Origin of the sequence: Pseudomonas asturiensis (genome assembly GCF_900143095.1) — a bacterium.
GTDB classification, from domain to species: Bacteria; Pseudomonadota; Gammaproteobacteria; order Pseudomonadales; family Pseudomonadaceae; genus Aquipseudomonas; species Aquipseudomonas asturiensis.
Genome location: NZ_FRDA01000003.1, coordinates 338,748 through 364,044, shown reverse-complemented (window position 1 = coordinate 364,044; position 25,297 = coordinate 338,748). Strand labels below are relative to the sequence as shown.

Here is a 25,297-nt window from a genome sequence, read left to right as displayed (position 1 = left end):
GGCCTTTTCGCGCCCACCAGTCTTGCTACCGGAGTTCTGTACATGACGGCCTCATCCGACCTTTCGCCCACCCTGCAGCTTGCCTGCGATTTGATCCGTCGACCGTCGGTCACGCCCGTCGATGCCGATTGCCAGACCGTGATGATGCAGCGGCTGGGCGAGGCCGGGTTCAAGCTTGAGCCGATGCGTATCGAAGACGTGGACAATTTCTGGGCGACCCACGGCACCCGGGAAGGTCCGGTGCTGTGTTTTGCCGGTCACACCGATGTAGTGCCGACCGGCCCGGTCACAGCGTGGGAGAACGATCCGTTCGACGCACTGATCGACGAGCACGGCATGCTGTGCGGACGCGGCGCGGCGGACATGAAGGGCAGTCTGGCGGCGATGCTGGTGGCAGCCGAACGCTTCGTCGCCGACCATCCCGATCACCGGGGGTCGGTGGCGTTTCTGATCACCAGCGACGAAGAAGGCCCGGCGCACCACGGCACCAAGGCGGTGGTCGAGCGTCTGGCGGCACGCAAGGAACGTCTGGACTGGTGCATCGTCGGCGAACCGTCGAGCACTACGCTGGTGGGCGATGTCGTCAAGAACGGCCGTCGCGGTTCGCTGGGCGCCAGGCTCACCGTGCGCGGCAAACAGGGCCATGTCGCCTATCCGCACCTGGCCAGAAACCCGATTCATCTGGCTGCGGGCGCGCTCGCCGAGCTGGCTGCCGAGCACTGGGACAACGGCAACGACTTCTTTCCACCAACCAGTTTCCAGATTTCCAACCTCAATTCCGGCACGGGCGCGACCAACGTGATCCCGGGCGATCTGGTGGCGGTGTTCAATTTCCGCTTCTCCACTGAATCAACGGTCGAAGGCTTGCAGCAGCGCGTTGCCACTATTCTCGACAAGCATGAACTGGACTGGCACATCGACTGGGCGCTGTCTGGTCTGCCGTTCCTGACCGAACCGGGTGCGTTGCTGGACGCCGTATCCGCAAGCATCAAGAGCGTCACGGGCCGCGACACCAAGGCTTCGACCAGTGGCGGCACCTCGGATGGTCGCTTCATCGCAACACTGGGGACTCAGGTGGTCGAGCTGGGGCCGGTCAACGCCACGATCCATCAGGTCAACGAACGCATTCTGGCGAGCGACCTCGACGTATTGACCGAGATCTACTACCAGACACTGGTCAAGTTGCTCGCCTGATGCTGACCTGTCCTATCTGCTCGGCACCGCTCAGTGCGGCTGACAATGGCGTGGTCTGCCCCGCCAATCATCGCTTCGACCGCGCGCGGCAGGGTTACCTGAACCTGCTGCCGGTACAGCACAAGAACAGCCGCGACCCTGGCGACAATCAGGCGATGGTCGAGGCACGGCGAGACTTTCTCAACGCTGGCCATTACGCGCCTGTTGCCCAGCGACTGGCCGAGCTGGCGGCTGAGCGCAGGCCCGCCCACTGGCTAGACATCGGCTGTGGCGAGGGCTATTACACCCAACAGATCGCCGAGGCGCTGCAAAGGTCCGACGGCTACGCGCTGGATATCTCACGCGAGGCCGTCAAACGCGCCTGCCGTCGTGATCCGAAGGTGACCTGGATGGTCGCCAGCATGGCCCGCGTGCCATTGCCGGACGCCAGCTGTCAGTTTCTGGCGAGCGTTTTCAGCCCTCTGGACTGGAACGAAGCCAAGCGTTTACTGACGCCGGGCGGTGGGTTGATGCGCGTCGGCCCGACCAATGAGCACTTGATGGAACTGCGCCAGCGTCTGTACGACGAAGTGCGCGATTACGCCGATGACAAGCACCTGGCGCTGGTCCCGCAGGGGATGCAGCTCCAGCACAGCGAAACGCTGCGCTACACCTTGAAACTGATCGACGGCCAGTCCCGCGCCGACCTGCTGGCGATGACGCCACACGGCTGGCGCGCGAGCGCCGAACGTCGCACCGCCGTCATCGAGCAACCCGGACCGTTCAAGGTCACCGTTTCCATGCGCTACGATTATTTCGTGCTGCAATAAGCATTCAAAAGAGGCACCCATGCGCCAACCTGATATCGAGATTTACCTGAAAGACGAAGACGTCGATCACAAGGCTATCGCCCAATGGCTCGGCCAGGCCCTCGGCCCGTGCAGCGACTGGGTCCAGAAAGGCCAGACCTGGAAGTGCAAGGCTGGCAGCGTGCCCGTGACCTGGCTGCCGAAGGCGGTGGGCAAGTGGAACAGCCTGTACCTGGAAAGCGACCAGACGCCGTGGGAAGACGACATCGCCTGCGCCCGCGCCGCGTTCGCTGCGCTGAACGTCGAAGTCCGCTGCGCACCGGGCACCTGGGTGGAAGAGGAAAGCGACGACACCGCCGACCGCTGGATGCGCATCAGTGCCGATGGTGAAGAAGAAATCACCTGGCGGACTTCGTAAGCGACAGGATTGCAGCTGGCACACACAGCTCTGATCCTGCCCATGCGCCGCGCTCATCGTTATGCACAAGTCCTGCTGCAACCACCGACTGTGGGAGGCGGCTTGCCGGCGATGCTTTTTCTTAAGCACCCCATCAGCGGCTGAACTGACGCCATCGTCGGCAAGCCGCCTCCCAGACGTACGCATTCGGTCAGACACTTTCGTTTTGGCCCAGGTTTTCCGCGTCTTCCGCACCTGCGTATACCGATGAGTGCTGCGCAGGGGCATGCAGCCCGGGGCGCTCTGCGTCACGCTGGCACGGATTGCAGATCATCGATCAGGGCACCCGGCTCACATCACCCCTTTTGCCCATCGCCTCGGGATGCGTCACACTGGCGCCATCTCGGGCAGCCGCCCTTTATTCAGCAGAAGCCGTATGACTCGCTCTCCGTTCCGCCGTCTTGTATTCGGCACTCTGCGCCGTTTGTTGTACCTCTGGGTTCGCTCGGAAACTATCAATCAATCGTCTTTCACACTGAACCTGGATCGCAGCCGTCCGGTCTTCTATGCCCTGCAATCGCCGTCGATCAGCGATCTGGCGGTCATCGACACCGAATGCCGCAAGGCCGGTCTGCCGCGCCCCGTGCTGTCGGTCTCGGTCGGTAACCTGATGGAGCCCGCTGCGTTCTTCTACCTGACGCCTTCACCCGACTGGCTCGGCCGCCAGGACAAACGCGGCGCACCGCCCACGCTTGAGCGGCTGGTCGCGGCAGTCAGCCAGAACCCGACCGAGGATGCGCAGATCATTCCGGTCAGTGTGTTCTGGGGACAGTCGCCTGATCGCGAGTCCAGCGCCTGGAAGCTGCTGTTTGCCGACAGCTGGGCCGTCACAGGTCGCCTGCGTCGTCTGGTGAGCATTCTGATTCTGGGCCGCAAGACCCGCGTGCAGTTTTCTGCGCCCATTCACATGCGTGAACTGGTCGATGAGAACAAGGGTTACGAGCTGACCCTGCGCATGACACAGCGCCTGTTGCGCACGCATTTCCGCAACCTGAAAAGCGCCGTGATCGGCCCCGACGTGTCGCACCGGCGTAACGTGGTCAAGGGACTGCTGGACGAGCCGCTGGTCAAGCAGGCCATTCTTGAGGAAGCCGAGCGCGAGAAGATTTCCGAAGACAAGGCCCGGGCGCTGGCACTGCGTTATGGCAACGAGATCGCCTCGGACTACACCTATTCGGCCATCCGCTTTCTGGAAGTGGTGCTGAGCTGGTTCTGGAACAAGATCTACGACGGCATCAAGGTCAGCCACATCGAAGGCGTGCAGGAAGTCGCGCCCGGCCATGAGGTCATTTATGTGCCCTGCCATCGCAGCCATATCGATTACCTGCTGCTCTCTTACCTGCTGTTTCGCAATGGCCTTACGCCGCCGCACATCGCGGCGGGCATCAACCTGAACATGCCGGTGATCGGCAGCCTGCTGCGGCGCGGCGGCGCGTTTTTCATGCGCCGCACCTTCAAGGGCAACCCGCTGTACACCGCGGTGTTCAACGAATACCTGCACACCTTGTTCACCAAGGGTTTTCCGGTCGAGTACTTCGTGGAAGGCGGTCGCTCGCGCACCGGACGCATGTTGCAACCCAAGACCGGCATGCTCGCCATCACGATGCGCAGCTTTTTGCGCAACTCGCGCATGCCGATCGTATTTATCCCCGTGTACATCGGTTACGAGCGGGTACTTGAAGGGCGCACCTACCTGGGTGAATTGCGCGGCGCGACCAAGAAGAAAGAGTCGATCTTCGACATCTTCAAAGTCATCGGCGCGCTCAAGCAGCGTTTCGGTCAGGTTTCGGTGAATTTCGGCGAGCCGATCAAGCTGGCCGGGTTTCTCGATGCCGAACAGCCGGACTGGCGTGAACAGGAGCTGGCTCCGCAGTTCAAGCCGGACTGGCTGAGCGGCACCACCCACCGCCTGGGCGAACGCGTGGCCCAGCACCTGAACGAAGCGGCAGCCGTCAATCCGATGAATCTGGTGGCCGTGGCGTTGCTGTCCACCCACCGTCTGGCACTGGATGATCAGGCCATGGAGCGCGTGCTCGACCTGTACCTGACGCTGCTGCGCGCCGTGCCGTACTCACCGCACACGACCCTGCCGGAAGGCGATGGCCGCGCGTTGATCGAGCACGTGAAAGGCATGGACCTGCTCGCCGAACAAAAGGATGCGCTGGGCCGGATTCTTTACCTCAACGAGCAGAACGCCGTTCTGATGACGTACTACCGCAACAACGTACTGCACATCTTCGCGCTGCCGTCGTTGCTGGCCAGTTTCTTCCAGAGCTCTTCGCGCATGAGCCGCGAGCTGATCCTGCGTTATACCCGGGCGCTGTATCCGTACCTGCAATCGGAGCTGTTCATCCGCTGGCCGCTCAGCGAGCTGGACGAGGTTGTGGACCAGTGGCTGGCAGCATTTGTCGAACAAGGCCTGTTGCGTCTCAAGGACGACGTGTACATCCGCCCGGAGCCCAGCTCACGCGAATTCGTCCTGCTGACCCTGTTGTCACGCGCCATTGCCCAGACCCTGCAGCGCTTCTACATGGCCATCGCTCTGCTGCTCAACAGCGGCCAGAACACCCTGAGCCCCGAGGAGCTGGAAGACCTGTGTACGGTCATGGCCCAGCGCCTGTCGATTCTGCATGGCCTCAATGCGCCGGAATTCTTCGACAAAAGCCTGTTCCGGCACTTCATCCAGTCGCTGCTCGACCAAGGCGTGTTGCGCAGAGACGCTGCTGGCAAGCTCAGCTATCACCCGCTGCTGGGTGAGCTGGCCGAAGGCGCCGCCAAGCGTGTGCTGCCGGCAGAAATCAGGCTCTCTATCCGCCAGGTGGCGTTGCACCAGCACGAAAATGTAACCGAAGCAGACCCGGCCAGCTGAATGCGCTAAATTTCCGCCGATCACGTCAGGCGTCTTCTGGCGTGATCGAAACGGAGATTCACATGAAAAAGCTCAGCCTTATCCTCGCCACTGCCCTGCTCGGAGCCTGCAGTAGCATGCAAACACCCGACGCCAGCCTCAACGGCGAGGTGTTCTACCTGCAACGCATCGCGCTTCCCCCATCTGCAATCCTCAGCGTCAGCCTTCAGGATGTCTCCAAAGCCGATGTGGCTGCCGTGCAACTGGCGCATCAGAGCGGTCCGGTGAAAGGCCAGGTCCCACTGCCTTTTCACCTGAAATACGACGTCGGTCAGGTTCAGCCAGGCCATCGTTATGCGGTCAGTGCGCGGATCGAAGCCGACGGCAGACTGCTGTTCATCAGCACCGAACAGCATGCTGTAAAACTGGACGGCACCGATCCCGACCCCTTACGCATCAGATTGAACCCCGCGCAGCCGCTTCCCTGATACGCTCACTGCCATACAGCGCCGACACTTGCTTTGGTGCTGCTTCCAAGATTTCTTTGAAAAGGATGCTGCCATGCTTCGCCCCTCGTTTACCTTTGCCGGCCTCTGCGCAGGCCTGCTGCTGTCGGCCAACGTTTTCGCCCTGTCGCTGGGCGATCTTTCGCAATCAGACGCCACGGGCGGCCTCAAAGACGCCTTGACCCAGGGCGCACAAGTCGCCGTGAAGCAGCTAGGCGTGCCCGGCGGTTTCAGCAAAAACGATGAAGTGCGCATCGAACTGCCTGGCAAACTGGGTCAGGTCGCCAAGAAAATGAAAATGCTCGGCATGGGCACTCAGGTCGATCAGCTGGAAACCAGCATGAACCAGGCCGCTGAAGCGGCCGTGCCACAAGCCCAGGCGCTGCTGGTGGACGCCGTGAAGAAAATGAGCGTGACCGATGCCAAGGCGATTCTCAGCGGTGGCAAGGATTCAGCGACTCAGTACCTGAACAGCAGCAGCCGCGAACAGATCCGCGCAAAATTCCTGCCCATCGTCAAGAAAGCCACCGATCAGGTCGGTCTGGCGCAAAAGTACAACGCCTTTGCTGGCAAAGCGTCGGCACTGGGCATGCTGGACACCAAAAGCGCCAATATCGAAAGCTACGTGACCGAGCAAGCGCTCAATGGGCTGTTCGAGATGATCGCCAAACAGGAAGAAAGCATCCGCGCCAACCCGGCCGCTGCCGCGACAGGGCTGGCGAAAAAGGTATTTGGCGCCTTGTAAGCGCTTCGGCATGAACTCGTGGGAGCGGAACGCCGCCCGGTCCGCTCCCGCTGAGTTTGCTGTGCGACAGCGCTACGTCCAGGAGGTAGTGCCGCCTCCCACAGTCCGATACTCGCCGCGAGATTACACTGATCAAACGCCTTCCACTTTCTTGACCCTGAACCACGCCGCATACAACGCAGGCAGAAACAGCAGTGTCAGTGCGGTGGCAACGATCAGGCCGCCCATGATGGCCACGGCCATCGGGCCGAAGAACAGGCTGCGTGACAGCGGGATCATGGCCAGCACAGCGGCCAGTGCGGTCAGCACGATGGGCCGGAAGCGGCGAACGGTGGCTTCGATGATCGCGTGCCATTGATCCAGCCCGGCGGCGATGTCCTGCTCGATCTGGTCCACCAGAATCACCGAGTTGCGCATGATCATCCCTGACAGCGCGATGGTGCCCAGCATTGCCACGAAGCCGAACGGCTGGTTGAAGATCAGCAGAAACAGCGTCACCCCGATCAGGCCCAGCGGCGCAGTCACGAACACCATGAGCATGCGCGAAAAGCTGCGTAACTGGATCATCAGCAGGGTCAACACCACAACGATGAACAAGGGGACGCCCGCATTGACCGAGTTCTGTCCGCGTGCGGAATCCTCTACCGTACCGCCCACTTCCAGCAGATAGCCGTCCGGCAATTCGGCACGCACCGACTCCAGCGTCGGCAGGATCTGTTTCACCAGCGTTGCCGGTTGATCCTTGCCGTAGATGTCGGCGCGCACGGTCACGTTCGGCAAGCGATTGCGGTGCCAGATAACACCCTCTTCAAAGCCGTAATCCAGAGTGGCCACTTGCGACAACGCCACGCTGGTCCCGTTTTGCGTGGGAATGGCCAGACTGGACAGCGACTCCAGTTGCTCACGCTCGTTGCGTGTGCCGCGCACCATGATGTCCACCAGTTCATCGTCTTCGCGATACTGGCTCACGTTGGAGCCGGTCAGCGAGTTGCGCAGGAACGCCGACAAATCAGCGGTGGTGACGCCCAGGGCACGCGCGCGATCCTGATCGATGTTCAAGTGCACGACCTTGCTCGGCTCTTCCCAGTCGAGGTGAACGTTGGAGACGTGGGGGTTTTCGCGCACCTTGTCCTGCACCTTGCGCGCCAGCGCACGCACCACTTCGATGTGCTCGCCGGTGATGCGAAATTGCACCGGATAGCCCACAGGCGGGCCGTTTTCCAGGCGTGTCACCCTGGAGCGCAGGGTCGGGAACTGCTCGTTTAGGTGGCTGATCAGCCAGGTGCGCAGCGCCTCGCGGTCTTCAATGCTGCGGGTGAGCACAACGAACTGGGCGAAGCTGGGCGCGGGCAATTGCTGGTCCAGCGGCAGGTAAAAACGTGGCGAGCCGGTGCCGACGTAGGCGACGTAGTTGTCGATGCCTTCGTGCCCCTTGAGCATCTGCTCCAGGCGCTTGACCTGCTCAGCAGTGTTGACCAGCGAAGAACCTTCGGCGAGCTTCAGGTCGACCATCAGTTCCAGACGACCGGAAGCCGGGAAGAACTGTTGCGGGACGAATCTGAACATCACCACTGACAACACGAACAGGCCGACGGTGGCCACGATCACCGTCTTGCGGCGACGCACGCACCAGCCCACCAACGCCCGGATACGCTGGTAGAAGCGCGTCGCATAAGGGTCAGGTGCATGGGCCCCTCCATGTTTGTCGGCATGCCGTTTGGCGAGGTCCGGCAACAGCCGGTCGCCCAGATAAGGCACGAACATCACCGCCGCAATCCACGAGGCAATCAGGGCAATGGTCACCACCTGAAAGATCGAGCGGGTGTATTCGCCGGTGCTCGATTGCGCGGTGGCAATCGGCAGGAAACCCGCGGCCGTGATCAGCGTACCGGTCAGCATCGGGAACGCTGTACTGGTCCATGCGAAGCTGGCCGCCTTGAGCCGGTCGTAACCCTGCTCCATCTTGATCGCCATCATCTCGACCGCGATGATGGCATCGTCCACCAGCAACCCCAGTGCGAGCACCAGCGCGCCGAGCGAAATCTTGTGCAGGCCGATGCCCAGGTAATACATGGTCGCAAACGTCATGGCCAGCACCAGTGGAATGGACAGCGCCACCACCATGCCGGTACGCACTCCCAGCGAGAAGAAACTCACCAGCAGGACGATGATCAACGCTTCGGCCAACACCTGTACGAACTCGCCAACGCCGGTCTTCACTGCTGCGGGCTGGTCGGACACCTTGCGCAATTGCATACCGACCGGAAGGTTTTTCTGCAGCCTGGCGAACTCGGCTTCCAGTGCCCGGCCCAGCACCAGAATGTCGCCGCCGTTTTTCATCGCCACGGCCAGGCCAATCGCATCTTCGTCCATGAAGCGCATGCGCGGCGCGGGTGGATCGTTGAAACCGCGATGGACGTCAGCCAGATCGCTGATGCGCAAGGTACGGTCGCCAACCCGAATCGGGAAATTGCGAATCTCGTCCACGCTTTCGAAACGGCCACTGACCCGCAGCTGGATACGCTCACTGGAGGTCTCGAAGAAACTGGCCGACGACACGGCATTCTGCGCTTCAAGGGCCTGCTGCACCTGCTGCAACGGCAGGCCCAGCGTGGCGAGCTTGACGTTGGACAACTCGATCCAGATCTTCTCGTCCTGCAGGCCGATCAACTCGACCTTGCCGACATCCTTGACCCGCTGCAGCTGAATCTGAATACGGTCGGCGTAGTCCTTGAGCACCGCGTAATCAAACCCCTGGCCGGTCAAGGCGTAGATATTGCCAAACGTGGTACCGAACTCATCATTGAAGAATGGCCCCTGAACGCCAGGCGGCAGACTCTGGCGGATATCGCCGACCTTCTTGCGCAACTGATACCAGAGTTCGGGAAGGTAGGCGGAGAAGATCGAGTCGCGCGCCACGAACGTGATCGTGGATTCCCCTGGCCGCGAGAAGGACGCAATGCGCTCGTACTCGCCGGTTTCCATGAGTTTCTTTTCGATGCGGTCCGTGACCTGACGGGCCACTTCTTCGGCGCTGGCGCCGGGCCACAGGGTGCGGATCACCATGGCCTTGAAGGTGAACGGCGGATCTTCGCTCTGACCCAGCTTGGTGTAGGACAACGCGCCAACGATGGCCAGCACGATCATCAGATACAGCACGACCTGGCGGTGACGCAGCGCCCATTCGGAAAGATTGAAATGCATCGAGGCCTACTCCTTGGCAGTCAGTTTCACGGCCCGATTACTGCGGTCCACCGGACGAATTCGTTCGCCTTCGCGCAACACATGCCCCCCTGCGGCCACGACCCAGTCGGTCTCTTTCAAGCCTTGAAGCACCGGCACCGATTCCTGACCATAAGGCCCGACCTGCACCGGCACGCGGCTCACGGTACTGTCGGGAGCGACCCGCCATACATACGTGGCACCGTTCTCGGCCGTCAGTGCCGCGAGCGGCACCGCCAGCGGCACTGCGTGCTCGGACGCGATGAACACCCGGGCACTCTGGCCCAGTTCTGCAGGGACCTGCCCGCTGGCAAATGCGACGCGCGCTGCGAAGGTTCGCGAGCGGGGATCGGCGGAAGGTGACAATTCACGAATGCGGCCGGGGAAGCGTTGATCGCGCAGCGTCCACAGCTCGACCGAGACCGGCTGACCGACTTTGAAACGGGCAAAGTTCTGCTCCGGCAAGCTGATCGACACTTCCCGCTCACCGTCGGTGGCCAAGGTGAAAACGGTCTGCCCGGCAGCCACCACTTGCCCGACCTCCACCGAACGCCTGGCGATCACCCCATCCTGTGAGGCACGCAGCACGGTGTAGCTGGTCTGGTTGTCGGCAACCGTCAACTCGGCCTTGATCTGCTTGAGTCGCGCTTCGCCTGAGCGATAGAGGTTTTCGGCATTGTCGTATTGCGAACGGCTGACCATCTGCCGGTCCAGCAGGGTCTTGTAGCGATCGCGCTCCGAGCGCACCAGTTGCAGGTTGGCTTCGGCGGCGGTGACCTGCGCGCGGGTGGCGTCCAGTTGCAGGCGTACATCCTGCGCGTCCAGCTCGGCCAATGGCTGGTTGGCCTTGACCCGCTGCCCCTCCTCGACCATGCGTTTGCTGACCTTGCCGGAGATACGGAACGCCAGCTCAGGCTCGAAGCGCGCACGTACCTCGCCAGGGTAGCTGTCCATGGATTGAGCGGAAGGCAACGGCTGCACCACCATAGCGGGACGAATCACCACGGGCGCGGTGCTCTCCTGGCCGCAGGCGGTCAGCAATGAAACCAGAGACAGGGAAACGACAAGCGGCATGACATCGCGGAACATGATGTAAACCTTCATCAAAACAAGCTTGGAATAATTGTACTGGCGAGTATATTAAAAATTATCAAACTCACCAGTACATTATTCGAAGCCATGCCTGACGCCCCGTTAAATACCGGACCCGGTCGCCCCAAGGACCTTGAGAAGCGCAAGGCCATTCTTGAATCGGCGAAGAATCTGTTCATCAGTAACGGCTACGTAAATACCAGTATGGACGCGATTGCCAGCGAAGCCGGCGTCTCCAAGCTGACGGTTTACAGCCACTTCACCGACAAGGAAACGCTGTTTTCAGCCGCCGTGGTGGCGCGTTGCGAAGAGCAGATGCCTGCCGTGCTGTTTCATCTGGCGCAAGGCGCGACCGTCGAGACCGCGCTGCTCAATATCGCCCGCGCCTTTCAATGCCTGGTCAACAGCCCCGAATCCCTCGAATTGCACCGCTTGATGGTGGCACTGGGCTCGCAGGACCCGCAGTTGTCGATGATCTTCTTCGAGGCCGGGCCGCAAAAGCTCATCAGTGAAATGGAACGCGTGCTGATCGAAATCGACGCGACCGGCAGCCTGCGCATCGAAAACCCTCTGCGCGCAGCCGAGCATTTTCTGAATATGGTGAAGGGGATTCACAACTTCCGGCTGCTGGTGGGATGCAGCGTGCAGCCGGAAGAAGACAATGCCGAGCGGCATGTGCGTGAAGTGGTCACGCTGTTCATGCGCGCCTATGCACCTGATCACTGATCGTCGAATGGGCGGCTCATTCGACGGGCTTGGGCTTCAAGGCTTTCTTCGGGTAAATGTCATAGCGGCTGGATTTGCCATCCAGTGCGTAGCCAGGCTTGGCACCGTCAATGCAGGGTGCTTTGCGCGGACGTTTGACCACGACACGGTGCGTGGCCAACGCCAGCGCCGCTTCCAGCAAGGCGGGCGCATCCATGTCATCGCCCACCAGCGGGCGGAACAGACGCATCTCCTTTTTGACCAGCGCGGTTTTTTCCCGATGCGGGAACATGGGATCAAGGTAGATGACTTGCGGCGGCTCGCCCTGCCAGTCACGAATCAGCTGGATCGAGTTGCCGGTCAGCAAGCGCATCTGGCTGATGATCGAGCCCACATCACGGTCGCTGCGCCCACGTGACAGCCCGTCCTCCAGCAACGCAGCGATGATCGGCTGGCGTTCGATCAGACTCATCTCACACCCCAGGCTTGCCAGCACAAATGCATCCTTGCCCAGCCCGGCCGTGGCATCCAGCACACGAGGCCGGATACCCGGCTGGATGCCGACCGCCTTGGCGATCATCTGCCCGGTGCCGCCGCCGAACAACCTGCGATGGGCCACCGCGCCCTCGACGAAATCGACCCGCACCGCTCCCGGCGCATCGTCACCCAACTGCTGCAATTGCAGGCCTTCGTCGGTGACTTGCAGGGCAAAATCCGCCTCTTCGTCCTGCAACGGCAGGCCCAGTCGCGCTGCCCACTGCGCTGCCTGATCCTGCCCGCTCGCGGTCAGGGCTTCGACCCGGATACGACTGCCTGCCTGCTGTTCACTCATTGCGCCCACACACTCAAAAATTGTTAATGATCGGCAAAATCTGCCGATAACCAAAGTATCCGGCATTTTGCCAGACCCAAGGCCAGTACTGATCGCTATGTCAGACATTGTTCAAACATCCATTGGCTATTTGTCGCACTCAGGCGACTTTAGCGTCCGCAACAGCCGCACCCTCGGTGGTGTCACGCAGTTGTGGTCGGATGCATTTGCACGAGCGATGGCCGATCAGGTCGCCGACAGCACCCCGGTCCCCGTGCATCCCAGCACTGTGGAAGTGGATGTTGAGACTGGCGAGCCGGTCGCCGGTGCCAAAACCCTGGGCAAGATTGTCGAGCAGCGCGCCTGCCCGGTCGCCGATACCGAAGTCAAACCACCTGAGCCGCTGTTTCTGCCGATTGCCGAATTTGAGCTGGATCTGCTGCCGCCAGCCGCCGAACCGTTCAGCATCGCCGACATGATCGAGCAGCAGCGCCACCTGGAATTCGAAAGCAACTGGGTGCGGCCTACCGTCCTCAACGCCCACAGCGACGTGACGCCTGGCCCGGCACCACAGCCGCGTGCGCTGCACCTGCCTATCGCCGAGCTCGAATGGGAGCTGGCTGACAAGGCCGCCCTGCCGCTGGACGAAGAAACCATCGCCACGCAACAGCGTCAGTTCGACTACGACAGCGTCTGGGCTCGCCCACTGATTCTGCAAAACCTGCGCATGGCTGCCTGATCAGCGACACACCTGCCAACGTCCCATGTCCACATGAAAATGATCACGATGCGCCGCGTTGTACTCCGGCCCCAGCACCGTGCTGAAGCTCTTGCAGGCCCCGTCACGCACTTGCCTGAGAAAGCGCCCTTTATCCCCGGTATCGTTCCAGTCCTTGAGCAGATTGATGCGCTGACCGTCGACCAGACGGAAACCGGCGATATCCAGCGCATTGGCGGTCGCATGCTGGCTGAGCCGGCTATTGGCGCGGTTGTAGATGTTGCGACAGGCAAAGCTGCCAAGGTGATCGATGCGCGCAACACGCTGACCGAACACCGTCTCCGCCGCTGGCTGCAGCGTATGGATATCGAACAGCACGTAGGCCACGGCCAAGGGACAGCTGGCCAGAAAGCTGCTGCTCAGCGCCACATCCCCGCCCTGCACGCGCAAGGTATTTTCCAGCGGACATTGCGCCGAAGCCGGGCTGTCGGCCTGACGAGTGAAACGCAGGCCCGAGGCGCTCAATACCTGATCGCACAACACCGGGTCATCGCGCAGGCGTGACAGCTTGAACGGCGTCAGCAGATTCGGCTCGGCGCGCACATCCAGCGGTGCCCAAGGGTTCCATTGCGGGGGCACGTCAACCCAGCCACGCCACACTGCAAAGACCCCGACCGCGCACAGCACCAGCAACAACAGGAACACGCGCATGCTCAGCCCTTGAACAGATCGTTCAGTTGATCGAAAGGCAGCGCCTGTCCGGCGTAATTGAACGTGCCATAGTTACGGATTTCCTCCGCAGCACGATACAGCCCACCCAATGCTGCGCGCGCCAGCGAAGAGCCGACGCTGATGCGTTTGACGCCGCACTCGCTCAGGTCCGCCACCGAAAGCGTCACGCCACCCAGCCCCATCAGGACATTCACCGGTCTGGGCGCGACCGCACGCACGACGGCGATCACCTCTTCACGGGTACGCAGGCCGGGCGCGTAGAGCACATCCGCCCCCGCCTCGGCGTACGCTTCAAGCCTGCGCAACGTGTCGGCGAAATCCATCCGGCCGTGCAACAGGTTTTCCACCCGTGCCGTCAGCATGAAAGGAAACGGCAGGCTTCGCACGGCAGCGACCGAAGCCCGCACGCGCGCAACGGACAGGTCGAAATCATAGATCGGGTTATCTGCCTGCCCGCTGGCGTCCTCGATGGAACCGCCCACGATTCCCGCCGCAGCCGCCTTGAGCAGCGTCTCGGCGCAGCCTTCAGGGCTGTCGGCAAAGCAGTTTTCCAGGTCGGCCGCGACCGGGAGTGGCGTGGCCGCGACAATAGCCGCCACGTTGGCGAGGGTATCATCGCGACTGAGTGCGCCCTCGGCGTCGGCACGGCCCAGAGCGAATGCCAGACCGGCGCTGGTGGTCGCCAAGGCCTCGAAACCCAGCGACGCAAGCAGCTTTGCCGAGCCTGCATCCCACGGGTTGGGCATGACGAAAGCACCTTCGCGCTCATGCAAGGCCTTGAATGTCTGTGCTTTGAGAAGTTGTTGCGAGTCCATGGGCGTGCTCTCCGGCTGACAGGTTTCAATAAACCCACACCTATCGACCTCAGAGCAAGCCCAACTGCTCCACCTCTGGACCACGATCCAGTTCAGGTAATGGCGGCAACCCCGGCAGGCGCACCCTCAGTTGCTCATGAAAACGCCGCGCCAGATCAGGCGCCCGCAGGTTATCCGGGGTGTGCAGGAACACGTAGGGCACACGACCCTCTTCGATCCAGACGGCCACCTTCTCAACCCACTGCACCAGAAACGGGTCATTGGCTTCAAGCTCGGGGCGGCCGATGAATCGTACTTGAGGATGTTGAGTCAGCGCGGCCGGGCGAGCAGGCACCTTGGGTTTCTTGGACTGTGCATGCAGTACGGCGGGGTCACTGGATACGCAACTGAACAGCGCGCGCGAATCCAGGCAAATACGTTCGATGCCACGTTCCAGCAAAAGACGATTGAGCATGCGCTCCTCATCGCCCTTCATGAAAAAGGCCATGTTCCGAACTTCAACAGCCAAGGGCACATTCAACTCGTCAATGAAGCCCGCCAGTTCTGCCAGGCGCTGTGGCGTGAAACTGGCCGACAACTGCAACCAGAACGGCGCTACACGCGTGCCCAGCGGGGCCATGAGTTGAATGAACGTTTCAGCAGCGGTTACCTGGGCACGCAGATCGCCGTCGTGGCTGATATCGCGGGGAAACTTGGCGGTGAAGCGAAAATCTTCCGGCATCACTTCGGCCCAACGCTGCACGGTGGAGGCCGCGGGCCGGGCGTAGAACGTCGTATTGCCTTCGACGACATTGAAAACTTGGGTGTAAAGGCTCAGAAAGTCAGCAGGACGAGCATCTTCGGGGTACAGCGAATCACGCCAGGCGTTTTCGCTCCAGGACGAACACCCCAGGTAGTAAGGAAGACCGGACACCATCAGACGTGAAGATCGAGCCCCGATACTTCAAGGTCCCAATCTACAAAGCTGGCTGTGGTCAGGTAACTGGCCAGGGCGTTGGCGACACGAGAACTCATGGAGCGCGGAAAGATGATGTCCTGAGGACGTGCAGGTACATTGCCAGTACTTGAAATCGGGCCCTCATCCGCCTGACGGCGTGCAGCATTGGCAGGCGCAGGCAGCGCGGGGAGGTCCGCGTCGGAAGAGATTTCCTCGAAGGAACCCTCCACCGTCGAAGGACGCTTCTGCGGCTTTCGCTTGATGGGGTATGAACGTTGTGATGGTCCGTCAATGCGCATCGGTAGTTACTCGGCTTCTGTAGTGGCAATTTAACGTTACAGTCCGGATACTGGCAAATTCCCTAACGTTAACTAGACCACACATATTGCAAATTGTTTGAGCCCAGGCGCTTGAAGTCACACTAAAACGATAAACGGTAGATGGCAAATTGATACACAGGTTGCAATCTTCATAACTTGGGAGTTGCAACGCTCACCACTAACGAGCCTTGGGCGTGGCCACTTTGTCACGCAGATAGACCGGCTGCGCATCATCCGCTGGCACGGCTTCGACGCGATTCCAGGCGAAAGTGGCAAGCGCCAGCAGATCCTGAGCATGAGGCAGCAAGCTTGCATCCTGACCCGCCAACGTGACCGGGATACGCTCGGCGTAGCCCCAACCGGTGCCCGCGCCGAACCACTGCCCCGTAGCGTCCAGGGGCAAGGCGGCCAGTTCGGGCGCCATGACCGCTTCATGACCGACCAGACGCATCTCGCCCGCCTTCTCGTGATAGCAACCCCAATAGACCTCATCCATGCGCGCATCAATGGCGGCAGCCACCTGCGAAACGCCCTGCTCGCGGTAGGCTCGCTGCGCCAGCACCGCCAGGTTGGACACCGGCAACACGGGGCGCTCCAGCGCGAAGGCCAGTCCCTGAACGACACCGATCGCAATCCGCACACCGGTGAACGCTCCCGGACCACGGCCGAAGGCAATGGCGTCCAGCGCCGACAGGGCAATCCCCGCCTCGGCCAGCAGGTCCTTGATCATCGGCAGCAGGCGCTGGGCATGCAGGCGCGGAATCACCTCGTAGTGGCTCAGTACCTTGCCGTCATGCAGCAAAGCGACCGAGCAGGCTTCAGTGGCGGTGTCCAGGGCCAGCAAGGTGGTCATCGGTGTGTCCGTCGTCATGGAAAAGTGGCGCAGTATAAATGACAAATGGCCCGCAAGCGGGCCATTGTTGAGACGCTGTATCGACTCAGCTCAGTGCTTTGAGCACTTTGGCGGTGATCTCTTCAACAGAACCGACGCCCGGGATGTGGCTGCACTTGGGCTTGCCGTTCTGCGCGCTCAGTTTGCTGTAGAACTCGACCAGCGGCTTGGTCTGCTCGTGATAGACCGCCAGGCGATGACGTACGGTTTCGGCGACGTCGTCAGGGCGCTGAACCAGATCCTCGCCCGTGACATCGTCCTTGCCTTCAACCTTCGGCGGGTTGTACTGCAGGTGATAGGTGCGCCCGGAAGCCGGGTGAACACGACGGCCGGACATGCGCTGGACGATTTCTTCGTCATCGACAGCGATTTCCAGTACGTGGTCGATTTCCAGACCGGCTTTAAGCAGTGCCTCGGCCTGTGGAATGGTGCGCGGGAAGCCGTCGAACAGCACGCCGTTCTCGCAATCCGGCTCGGCCAGACGGTCCTTGATCAGGCCGATGATCAGGTCATCGGAAACCAGACCGCCTGAATCCATGACGCTCTTGGCCTTGATGCCCAGCTCTGTACCGGCCTTGACCGCTGCGCGCAGCATGTCGCCTGTCGAAATTTGCGGGATGCCGAACTTTTCAGTGATGAATTTTGCCTGAGTACCTTTACCGGCACCGGGAGCTCCCAGCAGAATCACGCGCATCGTCATGCTCCTCAAATTTTTTATATAGAAATCATAGGATTCGCCTCATGGGCCAATCTAAAAAACTGAATCAGGCCAATAGGCCAAAAGGCTGATCAAGATACACAGCCGACCCGAGCCGCACAAGCCGCCGAAAGTCGCAGTAACCCCACGGCGCACCCGCATGTGCGCCGTGATTATCAAGCGGTATGACCTGCTGCAACCTCTTGGGCAGGTTAGCCCGTAAACGCCACACCCGCCCTGACCGGCGTCAAACAGACAGCCTGTCGCCAAACGGACGCACTTAACCGGTATTGCGCAGCCCGGCGGCAATTCCCGCCACGGACACCAGCAACGCCAGTTCCAGAGGGCTGTCCAGATTCGCCTCACGATGCCGGGAACGGGAAAGCAGCTCCGCCTGAAGCAAATGCAGCGGGTCCAGGTAGGTGTTGCGCAGGCTGATGAACTCAAGCGTTTCCGGGCTGTGTGCCAGCAATTGCGTCTGGCCGGTAAGTCCCAGAACCACGTCGCAGGCCTGCGACAATAGGTCGCGTAAATGTGAGCCTAAATGTTGCAGTTCCTGACTGACCAGCCGCTCATCGTAGAGCCGCGCGATGTCGGCATCCGCTTTGGCCAGCACCATTTCCAGCATGTCGATGCGGGTCCGGAAGAACGGCCAGCGCTCGCGCATCTGCGCCAGCAAATCACCCTCTCCACGCTCCAGCGCCCTGGTCAACGCAGCTTCCCAGCCCAGCCACGCGGGCAGCATCAACCGCGTCTGGGTCCAGGCGAAGATCCACGGAATCGCGCGCAGGCTTTCAACCCCACCCTCGCGGCGCTTGGCCGGACGGCTGCCCAGCGGCAAACGGCCCAGTTCCTGCTCAGGCGTGGCCTGACGGAAATACTCGACGAACTCGGGATTTTCCCTGACCACTGCACGGTAGGCGCTGACGCCGTCGCTGGCCAACTGGTCCATCATTGTGCGCCACGCCGGTTCAGGCGGCGGAGGCGGCAGCAAGGTCGCCTCCAGCACAGCAGCCAGATACAGGTTGAGGTTCTGCTCGGCGATGTCCGGCAAGCCGAACTTGAAACGGATCATTTCACCCTGTTCAGTGGTGCGGAAACGCCCTGCCACCGAACCCGGCGGCTGCGAAAGGATGGCCGCATGCGCCGGGCCGCCTCCACGTCCGACCGTACCGCCACGGCCGTGGAACAACAGCAGTTCGACCTGCTGATCACGGCAGATCTGCACCAGTTTTTCCTGAGCCCGATACTGCGCCCAGGCCGCCGCCGTAGTGCCGGCGTCCTTGGCCGAATCGGAATAACCGATCATCACTTCCTGAGGGCCGTGCAGACGCGAGCGATAGCCCGGCAAACCCAGCAGCGTTTCAATCACCGGCCCTGCGTTGTCCAGGTCGGCCAGCGTCTCGAACAACGGCACGACGCGCATCGGACGTTGCAGACCGGCTTCTTTGAGCAGCAACTGCACGGCGAGCACGTCGGAGGCAGCGCCCGCCATCGAAATCACGTAAGAACCCAGCGAGGCCGCAGGCGCCGCCGCCACTTCCCGGCACGTGGCCAGGACTTCTGCGGTATCCGCTGCGGGCTTGAAGTAAGCGGGCAAGAGCGGGCGACGGTTGTTCAGCTCACGCAACAGAAATTCGATGCGAGTCTGTTCGTCCCATTCCTCGTAACGGCCCAGCCCCAGATAATCGGTGATTTCCGTCATGGCCGCGCAATGGCGGCTGGAGTCCTGACGCACGTCCAGACGCACCAGGAACAGTCCGAAGGTCACGGCGCGACGCAGGCAGTCCAGCAGCGGACCATCGGCGATCACGCCCATGCCGCACTCGTGCAGTGACTGGAAGCAGAGCATCAAGGGTTCGATCAGTTCGCGATTCTCATGCAGCACGGCCTCAGGCGCGGGCTGCGTCACGGTGAGCGAGGCATTGGCCCAGTTGCGGGTTGCCCGCAAGCGTTCACGCAAGCGCTTGAGTACGGTGCGATACGGCTCGGCGCTGTCGCCTGCACTGGCCCGCAACGCGTCACTGGCCTGTTGCATCGACAGGTCGGCCGCCAGGCTGTCGACGTCCCGCACGTACAGATCGGCCGCCATCCAGCGGGCCAACAGCAGCACTTCGCGGGTCACAGCAGCGGTCACGTTCGGGTTGCCGTCCCGATCACCCCCCATCCATGAGGCAAAGCGGACAGGGGCCGCTTCCAGAGGCAAATGCAGGCCGGTTGCGGCTTGCAGCGCCAGATCGGCCTTGCGCAGGTAATTGGGGATTGCATGCCACAGCGAATGCTCGATGACCGCAAAGCCCCACTTGGCCTCGTCGACCGGCGTCGGCCGGATACGGCGAATTTCCTCGGTGTGCCAGGCTTCAGCGATCAGACGCTGCAAGCGTGAGGTGATCTGCTCGCGCTCCTGGGTGTTCAGGTCACGATGGTCCAGCGCCGCCAGTTGCGCAGCGATGGCATCGTATTTCTGGATCAGCGTGCGCCGCGCCACTTCGGTCGGGTGCGCGGTGAGCACCAGCTCGATCTCCAGCTTGCCCAGTTGCCGCGCCAGTGCGTCGGGCGTATGACCTTCGCGCTTGAGGCGCTCCAGCAGCTCCGGGAGCACGCGGGATTCGAACGGCTGGGGTTGCGCGTCGTCACGCCGGTGCATGAGCTGGTATTGCTCGGCGATATTCGCCAGGTTCAGGAACTGATTGAAGGCCCGGGCCACAGGCAGCAACTCGTCGTCTTCAAGGCTGTCCACGCTGGAGCTGAGCGCCTCTGCACCTTCGGCCGAACCGCGCCGGCCGGCCTTGGCGCTTTTGCGAATGCGCTCGATCTTGTCGAGAAAGTCAGCACCGCGTTGTTCACGAATGGTGTTGCCCAACAGCTCACCCAGCAAGTGAACGTCTTCGCGCAAACGCGCATCGATATCAGCCATCGTTCCCTCTCCCGGTTTTTATATGGGCTTTTGCCTGACTGCTCACCCGAACTGAACGGGCGTCTTCAAATCCGCACTGCCAACAGTGCATCAAAAGTGTGTTCAGCGACAAATCCTTGTGCAGATGCCTTCATGAATTCGTCGCACATCACCCTCGCGTTCAGACAGGCTAATCTCATCCGTGAGCCACACAACGACTCATCACCGGACAGACTCGCCACGAGCGAGTCCATCGAGAGGTCACCATGAAAATCCGCGAGCTTGCCCAGCATTGGGAACGTAATGCCAAGGGACGCCTGACCAAGACCCGCTATGCGATTCATCTGGACATCGAATCGGCAGCAAGACTGGCCGCACTGTGCGAGATGTACCCCAAACATCACCCTGAAGAGCTGTTGGGCGAACTGATCGGCGCGGCCCTCGAAGAACTGGAAGCCAGCTTTCCCTATGTAAAGGGACAGCAGGTGGTGTCCACCGATGAAGAAGGCGATCCGCTGTATGAGGACGTCGGTGCCACACCGCGTTTTCTCGCGCTGTCCAGACATCACCTGCATGCGTTGTCCGAAAAACAGGACGCTGCCACGGACGACTGAACAGGCTGTAAAGCGGCGTTGCCCACAAGCCTGTCCGTGTGAAAACGGCGGGCTTGAAGCGTTACACCCGATACCGTGTCTGAATCGCGATCCGCCAAACGTTCATGATCGTTCGGAGAATATTAATCTGAACTATTCAAAAACCGCGCAGGTCCGAGCCATTAACCATTACAGGAAAGCCCGTAGAGCAACAGGCGGTTTAAAAAACCTGATGCGCGGCCTGAATAAATACTGTCATGGATAACCACGTTCGGAGTCAGACAATGGAGTTGATCACCATGAACACCCCTACTGCCAACACCACGTTCAAAGGTCTGCGCGGGCTGAAACTCGCTGCGCTGGCTCTGGGTAGCACTTTCATCCTTGCCGGTTGTGCAGGCAACCCGCCGTCCGAGCAGTACGCCGTTTCTCAGTCGGCCGTGAACAGCGCAGTCAGCGCTGGCGGTACTGAGTTTGCTGCGGTGGAAATGAAGTCGGCTCAGGACAAGCTCAAGCAAGCTGATCTGGCCATGCAGGACCACAAATACGACGAAGCACGCAAGTTGGCCGAACAGGCTGAGTGGGACGCCCGTGTAGCGGAGCGTAAGTCTCAGGCTGCCAAGGCCGCCAAAGCCGTGCAGGATGCTCGTCAGGGCGTCAACGAACTACGTGAAGAAGGCATGCGCCAGGTGCAGTGAGCACCGCCATCCAGCTTTGGTTTTCATGCATTCGTAATCGATTAAAGGACGACCCTAATTATGCGTAAACAATTGATGATCCCTGCCCTGCTGGCCATGAGCGTTGCTTTGGCAGCCTGCGCCACCAAGCCAAACCCTAACCTTGATCAGGCGCGCACCAACTTCACCGCCCTGCAGACCAACCCGGACGCCACCAAGGTTGCCGCGCTGGAGACCAAGGACGCGAGCGAGTGGCTGGCAAAAGCTGAAAAAGCTTTCCGCGATGACGAAGACGCCAAGAAAGTGGACCAGCTCGCTTACCTGACTAACCAGCGCGTTGAACTGGCCAAGCAGACGATCAACCTGCGCAACTCCGAAGCTGCCCTGCAGAACGCTTCGGCCGAACGCGCCAAGGCTCGTCTGGATGCCCGTGACGCTCAGATCGCTGCGCTCAAGAACAGCCTGAATGCCAAGCAGACCGAACGCGGCACCCTGGTGACCTTCGGTGACGTGCTGTTCGACTACAACAAGGCTGAACTGAAGCCAGGCGCTCAGGGCGATATCGGCAAACTGGCCGCTTTCCTCCAGGAAAACCAGGACCGCAAGGTGATCGTTGAAGGCTACACCGACAGCACCGGTTCGGCTGCCTACAACCAGTCGCTGTCCGAGCGTCGCGCCAATTCGGTTCGCATGGCGCTGACACGCATGGGTGTAGACCCAACCCGCATCGTGGCCATGGGTTACGGCAAGGAATACCCGGTTGCTGACAACACCAGCAACTCCGGCCGTGCCATGAACCGTCGTGTGGAAGTGACCATTTCCAACGACAACCAGCCGGTTGCCCCACGTTCTTCGATGAAATAATCGACTGAGCGGCTGTACCCAAAGCCCCGCCTGCGCATACAGGCGGGGCTTTTTCATGCCTGCGTTACTGCCCTGGCGCTGACCGATTCTGAGCGATGCAGCGCACAGCCTGCTTTCGATCATCGACCAGGACGCCCGACAGCCCCTTGCGCGAGGTATCGAACAAGACCAGCACGCCATCAATGCACTGTGCGACCTCAGCCGCAGGTGTGGCGGCAACTTTGTAATCCTCGCCCGGCACCGTCTTGAGCAAGGTGAATTCGCTGAGCAACAGGGCATCCTCAGGCCGGGCAAAGTGCAGATAGCCGTAATACCACAGACAGCCGACCGTACCGATGATGCTCGCGATGCCGGTCAGGATCATGCCTCTGACGTTGCGTTCCTCGCTCATTCCTGCGTCTCGGGTTGCTTTGAAGCCGCGGGGTAATTGGGAACTTCGGCAAGGCGACGCAAGCCATCGAAATGCTGTGGATCTTCCAGATAACGGACCATGACCTGCCGCCACAACGGATCGGCGAAGGTCTGCACATGCCCGCCGCGGGTCAGTTGCAGCACACGGGGCGGCGGCGCAGCCTTGTAGAGGCTGATGCCATTGGCGAGCGGCACCAGGGTGTCGTCCATGCTCTGGAAGATCAGCATCGGCGTACCGGCCAGTTTCGGCAGCCCGTTAAGCGCGCTGTCGCTGTCGGGGATCAGCCAGGACAGTGGCGTTTTCAGCGGCCAGGTCAGCCAGGACGTGCCCAGTGTGTAGCGTGCGACGTCGCGATAACTGGCAGGCGTGCCGTCCAGAATCAAGGCTTTTACCCGGGCACGCTCCTGCGGGTGCTGCGAAAGATAATGCACTGCCAGCGCCCCCCCGATACTTTGTCCCAGCACCACCAGCGGCGCACTCTTCACCTCGGGCGCGGCGTTCAGCCAGTCAAAGGCCGCCTGAACGTCCTGATAGATCGCAGGCAGACTCGGCTCGCCCTGTGACCGACCGTAGCCACGGTAATCGAGCATCAGCACCTGATAACCCTGCTCGGGCAGCCACCCGCTTCCTCCCAGATGCCAGGACAGATTCCCGCCGTTGCCATGCAGGTGCAACACCGTGCCCTTGACCGGCACGCCCTCCTTCGCCGCAAGCCACCAGCCATGCAGCCGCGTGCCGTCCGCGGCAGTCAGGTTGACGTCACGGTACTGCAGACGTGCCTGGTCAGGCGTGAACGGCAGACCCGGCTCCGGGTAGAACAGCATAGAACTGCAGCCGGCAAGACTGAGGAGCAGGGCAAGGATGCTGAACAGTTTCAAATGGGGGGGATTCCTTGAGAGAGTCAAAATCGTGCCCGTCGCGCGGAAACGACCACCAAACCTGTGGGAGGCGGCGTGCCGGCGATAGCGTCAGCCCAATCACTTATATGTCGCTTCAAAAGACGCATCGCCGGCAAGCCGCCTCCCACAATCCATTGGTTGCTGCAGACTTGCGTGTAACGCAGGAGCGTGGAAGTGATCGGGCTTTATCAGAGAATATTCGAGTAGTCCGCCTCGATGCGATCCAGACTCAGGTGATTGAGGAAGTTGGAGAAGCACATCCAGGCCGACAACGCATTCATGTCACGGAACTGTTCGGGCAGGTATTTGGGAGCGACCACCAGACCTTCATCGACCAGTTGGCGCAGGGTGCGCATGTCTTCCAGTGTGGTCTTGCCGCAGAACAACAGCGGTACCTGTTCAAGCTTGCCCTTGCGCACCGCAAGCTGAATGTAGTTGTAGACCATGATGAAGCCTTTCAAATACGACAAGTCCTTGGTGAACGGCAGCCCGTTCGGCACCGAACCACGAAACACCCGGCTGGCATTGCCATAGCTTTCCGGCATGCCGAAACCCTGTTCGCGGTAGAACTCGAACACCTGCAGAAAATCCGCGCCTTCTTCGGCCATGTGAATGGCACGTGTGCGGTTGGTCAGCTTGCGCAGACGGCTGGGATAGGACGCAAAGGCGATGACTTCCATGAGGATCGCCAGACCTTCCTGGGTCACAGTCGAGGACGGCGGCCCCTTGGACAGAAAGGTGCAGATCGGCTGGTTCTGGCCGTTAAGCGTGGTGCCGACATGCACCAGACCTTCGTGGACTTCCAGGGCTCGCACGTCGCGCTCGTTGAACATCGCGTCGCTGCGGATCTTGATGTAATCCGCGCCCGCCGCCGCATCGGCCACAATACCGTCGGATTCGAAAACGCGGATGGTTTCTTCAGCCTCGCCGAACACCCGGTTCAGGCGCGATTGCAGCAAGGCCACGGCGTCCTTGGCCGTCAGGATTTTCGGTTCGTCCTTAAGGTCGCCACGTCCGGCGATGTTATTCAGGTAGTCGGAAAGCATCAGCCCAAGATCGGCCAATGTGGGATCGCCCGCGTGAAACGCATCGGAGGCCGCGCCGTACAATTCCTGAGAGATCAGCCCGAAGTCGGGTGTGCCACGCGCTTCAAGCATGCGGATTACCATGCGGTATTCCCGGCACATCCGGCGCATGATCTGCCCAACCGGATTGAACTGCCCCAACTGGCGCGTGACGTCGCGCTCGATGTTCTGGAATTCCTGCTTGAGAGCGCTAGAGTCGAAGCCCAGTGGGCGATTCTCGTAATACGCACGATCCACGGCAGGCATGACCTTGCCTTTGGCAGTGAGGAAGTCCCGGCGGACCGTGTCGTCCCACTTCACCGCATCCAGCACGCGAATCGGTGTCTGCGCGGCAACAATTCGATCCGATAAAACACGAATAGTCTGTTGGTACTCGTCCACCCGGTACTCCT

Annotated in this window: 24 protein-coding genes; 11 read left to right on the top strand and 13 right to left on the bottom strand. The window is 60.9% G+C overall.

Annotation, left to right across the window (positions count from 1 at the left end; translation table 11 throughout):
• Positions 1-42: 42 nt before the first annotated feature.
• The 6 genes from dapE (at position 43) to BUB69_RS07360 (ending at position 6,538) form a co-directional block, all read left to right on the top strand.
• Positions 43-1,194, top strand: a complete 1,152-nt coding sequence (dapE, locus tag BUB69_RS07385; protein ID WP_073163964.1) for a succinyl-diaminopimelate desuccinylase — start codon at positions 43-45, stop codon at positions 1,192-1,194.
• Positions 1,194-2,003 carry a putative RNA methyltransferase gene (locus tag BUB69_RS07380; RefSeq protein ID WP_073163961.1) on the top strand — a complete coding sequence of 270 codons (810 nt, stop codon included), beginning with the start codon at positions 1,194-1,196 and terminating at the stop codon, positions 2,001-2,003. Before dapE ends, BUB69_RS07380 begins: the two co-directional genes overlap by 1 nt.
• Before the next feature lie 19 nt (positions 2,004-2,022).
• A complete protein-coding gene (locus tag BUB69_RS07375) occupies positions 2,023-2,400 on the top strand; it encodes a hypothetical protein (RefSeq protein WP_024686157.1) in 378 nt (125 codons plus the stop codon).
• Between the two features lie 415 nt (positions 2,401-2,815).
• Positions 2,816-5,308, top strand: coding sequence for a glycerol-3-phosphate 1-O-acyltransferase PlsB (plsB, locus tag BUB69_RS07370; protein ID WP_073163958.1), 2,493 nt, complete (start codon positions 2,816-2,818; stop codon positions 5,306-5,308).
• Between the two features lie 62 nt (positions 5,309-5,370).
• The gene (locus BUB69_RS07365) at positions 5,371-5,775 is read left to right on the top strand and encodes a YbaY family lipoprotein (protein ID WP_084537062.1); all 405 of its coding nucleotides are present in this window, start codon (positions 5,371-5,373) and stop codon (positions 5,773-5,775) included.
• A 73-nt stretch (positions 5,776-5,848) separates the two neighbouring features.
• Positions 5,849-6,538, top strand: a complete 690-nt coding sequence (locus BUB69_RS07360; protein WP_073163955.1) for a DUF4197 domain-containing protein — start codon at positions 5,849-5,851, stop codon at positions 6,536-6,538.
• Positions 6,539-6,670: 132 nt separating this feature from the next.
• On the opposite strand, the gene BUB69_RS07355 is transcribed toward BUB69_RS07360, so the two are convergent.
• Positions 6,671-9,742, bottom strand: coding sequence for an efflux RND transporter permease subunit (locus BUB69_RS07355; protein WP_073163952.1), 3,072 nt, complete (start codon positions 9,740-9,742; stop codon positions 6,671-6,673).
• A 6-nt stretch (positions 9,743-9,748) separates the two neighbouring features.
• Complete coding sequence (locus tag BUB69_RS07350) at positions 9,749-10,849, bottom strand: efflux RND transporter periplasmic adaptor subunit (protein WP_073164361.1); 1,101 nt, start codon at positions 10,847-10,849, stop codon at positions 9,749-9,751.
• A 90-nt stretch (positions 10,850-10,939) separates the two neighbouring features.
• Between BUB69_RS07350 and BUB69_RS07345 the strand changes: the two genes are divergently transcribed.
• Positions 10,940-11,578 (top strand): TetR/AcrR family transcriptional regulator, encoded by a 639-nt coding sequence (locus BUB69_RS07345; protein ID WP_073163947.1) that lies wholly within the window; start codon positions 10,940-10,942, stop codon positions 11,576-11,578.
• 16 nt (positions 11,579-11,594) lie between these two features.
• Here the strand turns inward: BUB69_RS07345 and BUB69_RS07340 are convergent, their stop codons facing one another.
• A complete protein-coding gene (locus BUB69_RS07340; protein WP_073163942.1) occupies positions 11,595-12,389 on the bottom strand; it encodes a class I SAM-dependent methyltransferase in 795 nt (264 codons plus the stop codon).
• Between the two features lie 97 nt (positions 12,390-12,486).
• On the opposite strand from BUB69_RS07340, the gene BUB69_RS07335 reads away from it, so the two are divergent.
• Entirely contained in the window at positions 12,487-13,107 is a 621-nt protein-coding gene (locus BUB69_RS07335) for an energy transducer TonB (protein WP_073163939.1), read from the top strand.
• Here BUB69_RS07335 and BUB69_RS07330 read toward each other — a convergent pair whose 3' ends face one another.
• From BUB69_RS07330 to ppc, 7 genes are all read right to left on the bottom strand, one after another.
• A complete protein-coding gene (locus BUB69_RS07330) occupies positions 13,108-13,797 on the bottom strand; it encodes an extensin-like domain-containing protein (protein ID WP_073163935.1) in 690 nt (229 codons plus the stop codon).
• Positions 13,798-13,799: 2 nt separating this feature from the next.
• Positions 13,800-14,633 carry an isocitrate lyase/PEP mutase family protein gene (locus BUB69_RS07325; RefSeq protein WP_073163932.1) on the bottom strand — a complete coding sequence of 278 codons (834 nt, stop codon included), beginning with the start codon at positions 14,631-14,633 and terminating at the stop codon, positions 13,800-13,802.
• A 49-nt stretch (positions 14,634-14,682) separates the two neighbouring features.
• The gene (locus BUB69_RS07320; RefSeq protein ID WP_175561658.1) at positions 14,683-15,549 is read right to left on the bottom strand and encodes a DUF72 domain-containing protein; all 867 of its coding nucleotides are present in this window, start codon (positions 15,547-15,549) and stop codon (positions 14,683-14,685) included.
• The gene (locus tag BUB69_RS07315; protein WP_024684702.1) at positions 15,549-15,869 is read right to left on the bottom strand and encodes a hypothetical protein; all 321 of its coding nucleotides are present in this window, start codon (positions 15,867-15,869) and stop codon (positions 15,549-15,551) included. Before BUB69_RS07315 ends, BUB69_RS07320 begins: the two co-directional genes overlap by 1 nt.
• Before the next feature lie 199 nt (positions 15,870-16,068).
• Positions 16,069-16,743 carry a tRNA (adenosine(37)-N6)-threonylcarbamoyltransferase complex dimerization subunit type 1 TsaB gene (tsaB, locus tag BUB69_RS07310; protein ID WP_073163926.1) on the bottom strand — a complete coding sequence of 225 codons (675 nt, stop codon included), beginning with the start codon at positions 16,741-16,743 and terminating at the stop codon, positions 16,069-16,071.
• Positions 16,744-16,828: 85 nt separating this feature from the next.
• Positions 16,829-17,476: an adenylate kinase gene (gene adk / locus BUB69_RS07305; RefSeq protein ID WP_024695009.1), complete on the bottom strand. Its 648-nt coding sequence runs from the start codon at positions 17,474-17,476 to the stop codon at positions 16,829-16,831.
• 283 nt (positions 17,477-17,759) lie between these two features.
• Positions 17,760-20,396, bottom strand: coding sequence for a phosphoenolpyruvate carboxylase (gene ppc, locus BUB69_RS07300; RefSeq protein WP_073163923.1), 2,637 nt, complete (start codon positions 20,394-20,396; stop codon positions 17,760-17,762).
• A 245-nt stretch (positions 20,397-20,641) separates the two neighbouring features.
• On the opposite strand from ppc, the gene BUB69_RS07295 reads away from it, so the two are divergent.
• The 3 genes from BUB69_RS07295 to lptF all read left to right on the top strand — a co-directional run bounded on the left by BUB69_RS07295 (position 20,642) and on the right by lptF (position 22,509).
• Entirely contained in the window at positions 20,642-20,989 is a 348-nt protein-coding gene (locus BUB69_RS07295; protein ID WP_073163920.1) for a pilin assembly protein, read from the top strand.
• Between the two features lie 263 nt (positions 20,990-21,252).
• Complete coding sequence (locus BUB69_RS07290) at positions 21,253-21,666, top strand: DUF4398 domain-containing protein (RefSeq protein ID WP_073163917.1); 414 nt, start codon at positions 21,253-21,255, stop codon at positions 21,664-21,666.
• A 60-nt stretch (positions 21,667-21,726) separates the two neighbouring features.
• Positions 21,727-22,509: a lipotoxin F family OmpA-related lipoprotein LptF gene (gene lptF / locus BUB69_RS07285; RefSeq protein WP_073163915.1), complete on the top strand. Its 783-nt coding sequence runs from the start codon at positions 21,727-21,729 to the stop codon at positions 22,507-22,509.
• Between the two features lie 64 nt (positions 22,510-22,573).
• On the opposite strand, the gene BUB69_RS07280 is transcribed toward lptF, so the two are convergent.
• The 3 genes from BUB69_RS07280 to BUB69_RS07270 all read right to left on the bottom strand — a co-directional run bounded on the left by BUB69_RS07280 (position 22,574) and on the right by BUB69_RS07270 (position 25,286).
• Positions 22,574-22,900 carry a PA3694 family proteiin gene (locus BUB69_RS07280; protein WP_073163911.1) on the bottom strand — a complete coding sequence of 109 codons (327 nt, stop codon included), beginning with the start codon at positions 22,898-22,900 and terminating at the stop codon, positions 22,574-22,576.
• Entirely contained in the window at positions 22,897-23,745 is an 849-nt protein-coding gene (locus BUB69_RS07275) for an alpha/beta hydrolase (protein WP_425439355.1), read from the bottom strand. Before BUB69_RS07275 ends, BUB69_RS07280 begins: the two co-directional genes overlap by 4 nt.
• Positions 23,746-24,008: 263 nt before the next feature.
• Complete coding sequence (locus BUB69_RS07270) at positions 24,009-25,286, bottom strand: flavohemoglobin expression-modulating QEGLA motif protein (protein WP_073163906.1); 1,278 nt, start codon at positions 25,284-25,286, stop codon at positions 24,009-24,011.
• Positions 25,287-25,297: the final 11 nt, after the last annotated feature.

Coding starts and splice junctions, on each gene's coding strand:
- dapE (WP_073163964.1), top strand. CDS start 43: ATGACGGCCTCATCCGACCTTTCGCCCACCCTGCAGCTTGCCTGCGAT.
- BUB69_RS07380 (WP_073163961.1), top strand. CDS start 1,194: ATGCTGACCTGTCCTATCTGCTCGGCACCGCTCAGTGCGGCTGACAAT.
- BUB69_RS07375 (WP_024686157.1), top strand. CDS start 2,023: ATGCGCCAACCTGATATCGAGATTTACCTGAAAGACGAAGACGTCGAT.
- plsB (WP_073163958.1), top strand. CDS start 2,816: ATGACTCGCTCTCCGTTCCGCCGTCTTGTATTCGGCACTCTGCGCCGT.
- BUB69_RS07365 (WP_084537062.1), top strand. CDS start 5,371: ATGAAAAAGCTCAGCCTTATCCTCGCCACTGCCCTGCTCGGAGCCTGC.
- BUB69_RS07360 (WP_073163955.1), top strand. CDS start 5,849: ATGCTTCGCCCCTCGTTTACCTTTGCCGGCCTCTGCGCAGGCCTGCTG.
- BUB69_RS07355 (WP_073163952.1), bottom strand. CDS start 9,742: ATGCATTTCAATCTTTCCGAATGGGCGCTGCGTCACCGCCAGGTCGTG.
- BUB69_RS07350 (WP_073164361.1), bottom strand. CDS start 10,849: ATGTTCCGCGATGTCATGCCGCTTGTCGTTTCCCTGTCTCTGGTTTCA.
- BUB69_RS07345 (WP_073163947.1), top strand. CDS start 10,940: ATGCCTGACGCCCCGTTAAATACCGGACCCGGTCGCCCCAAGGACCTT.
- BUB69_RS07340 (WP_073163942.1), bottom strand. CDS start 12,389: ATGAGTGAACAGCAGGCAGGCAGTCGTATCCGGGTCGAAGCCCTGACC.
- BUB69_RS07335 (WP_073163939.1), top strand. CDS start 12,487: ATGTCAGACATTGTTCAAACATCCATTGGCTATTTGTCGCACTCAGGC.
- BUB69_RS07330 (WP_073163935.1), bottom strand. CDS start 13,797: ATGCGCGTGTTCCTGTTGTTGCTGGTGCTGTGCGCGGTCGGGGTCTTT.
- BUB69_RS07325 (WP_073163932.1), bottom strand. CDS start 14,633: ATGGACTCGCAACAACTTCTCAAAGCACAGACATTCAAGGCCTTGCAT.
- BUB69_RS07320 (WP_175561658.1), bottom strand. CDS start 15,549: ATGGTGTCCGGTCTTCCTTACTACCTGGGGTGTTCGTCCTGGAGCGAA.
- BUB69_RS07315 (WP_024684702.1), bottom strand. CDS start 15,869: ATGCGCATTGACGGACCATCACAACGTTCATACCCCATCAAGCGAAAG.
- tsaB (WP_073163926.1), bottom strand. CDS start 16,743: ATGACCACCTTGCTGGCCCTGGACACCGCCACTGAAGCCTGCTCGGTC.
- adk (WP_024695009.1), bottom strand. CDS start 17,476: ATGCGCGTGATTCTGCTGGGAGCTCCCGGTGCCGGTAAAGGTACTCAG.
- ppc (WP_073163923.1), bottom strand. CDS start 20,396: ATGGCTGATATCGATGCGCGTTTGCGCGAAGACGTTCACTTGCTGGGT.
- BUB69_RS07295 (WP_073163920.1), top strand. CDS start 20,642: ATGAAAATCCGCGAGCTTGCCCAGCATTGGGAACGTAATGCCAAGGGA.
- BUB69_RS07290 (WP_073163917.1), top strand. CDS start 21,253: ATGGAGTTGATCACCATGAACACCCCTACTGCCAACACCACGTTCAAA.
- lptF (WP_073163915.1), top strand. CDS start 21,727: ATGCGTAAACAATTGATGATCCCTGCCCTGCTGGCCATGAGCGTTGCT.
- BUB69_RS07280 (WP_073163911.1), bottom strand. CDS start 22,900: ATGAGCGAGGAACGCAACGTCAGAGGCATGATCCTGACCGGCATCGCG.
- BUB69_RS07275 (WP_425439355.1), bottom strand. CDS start 23,745: ATGCTGTTCTACCCGGAGCCGGGTCTGCCGTTCACGCCTGACCAGGCA.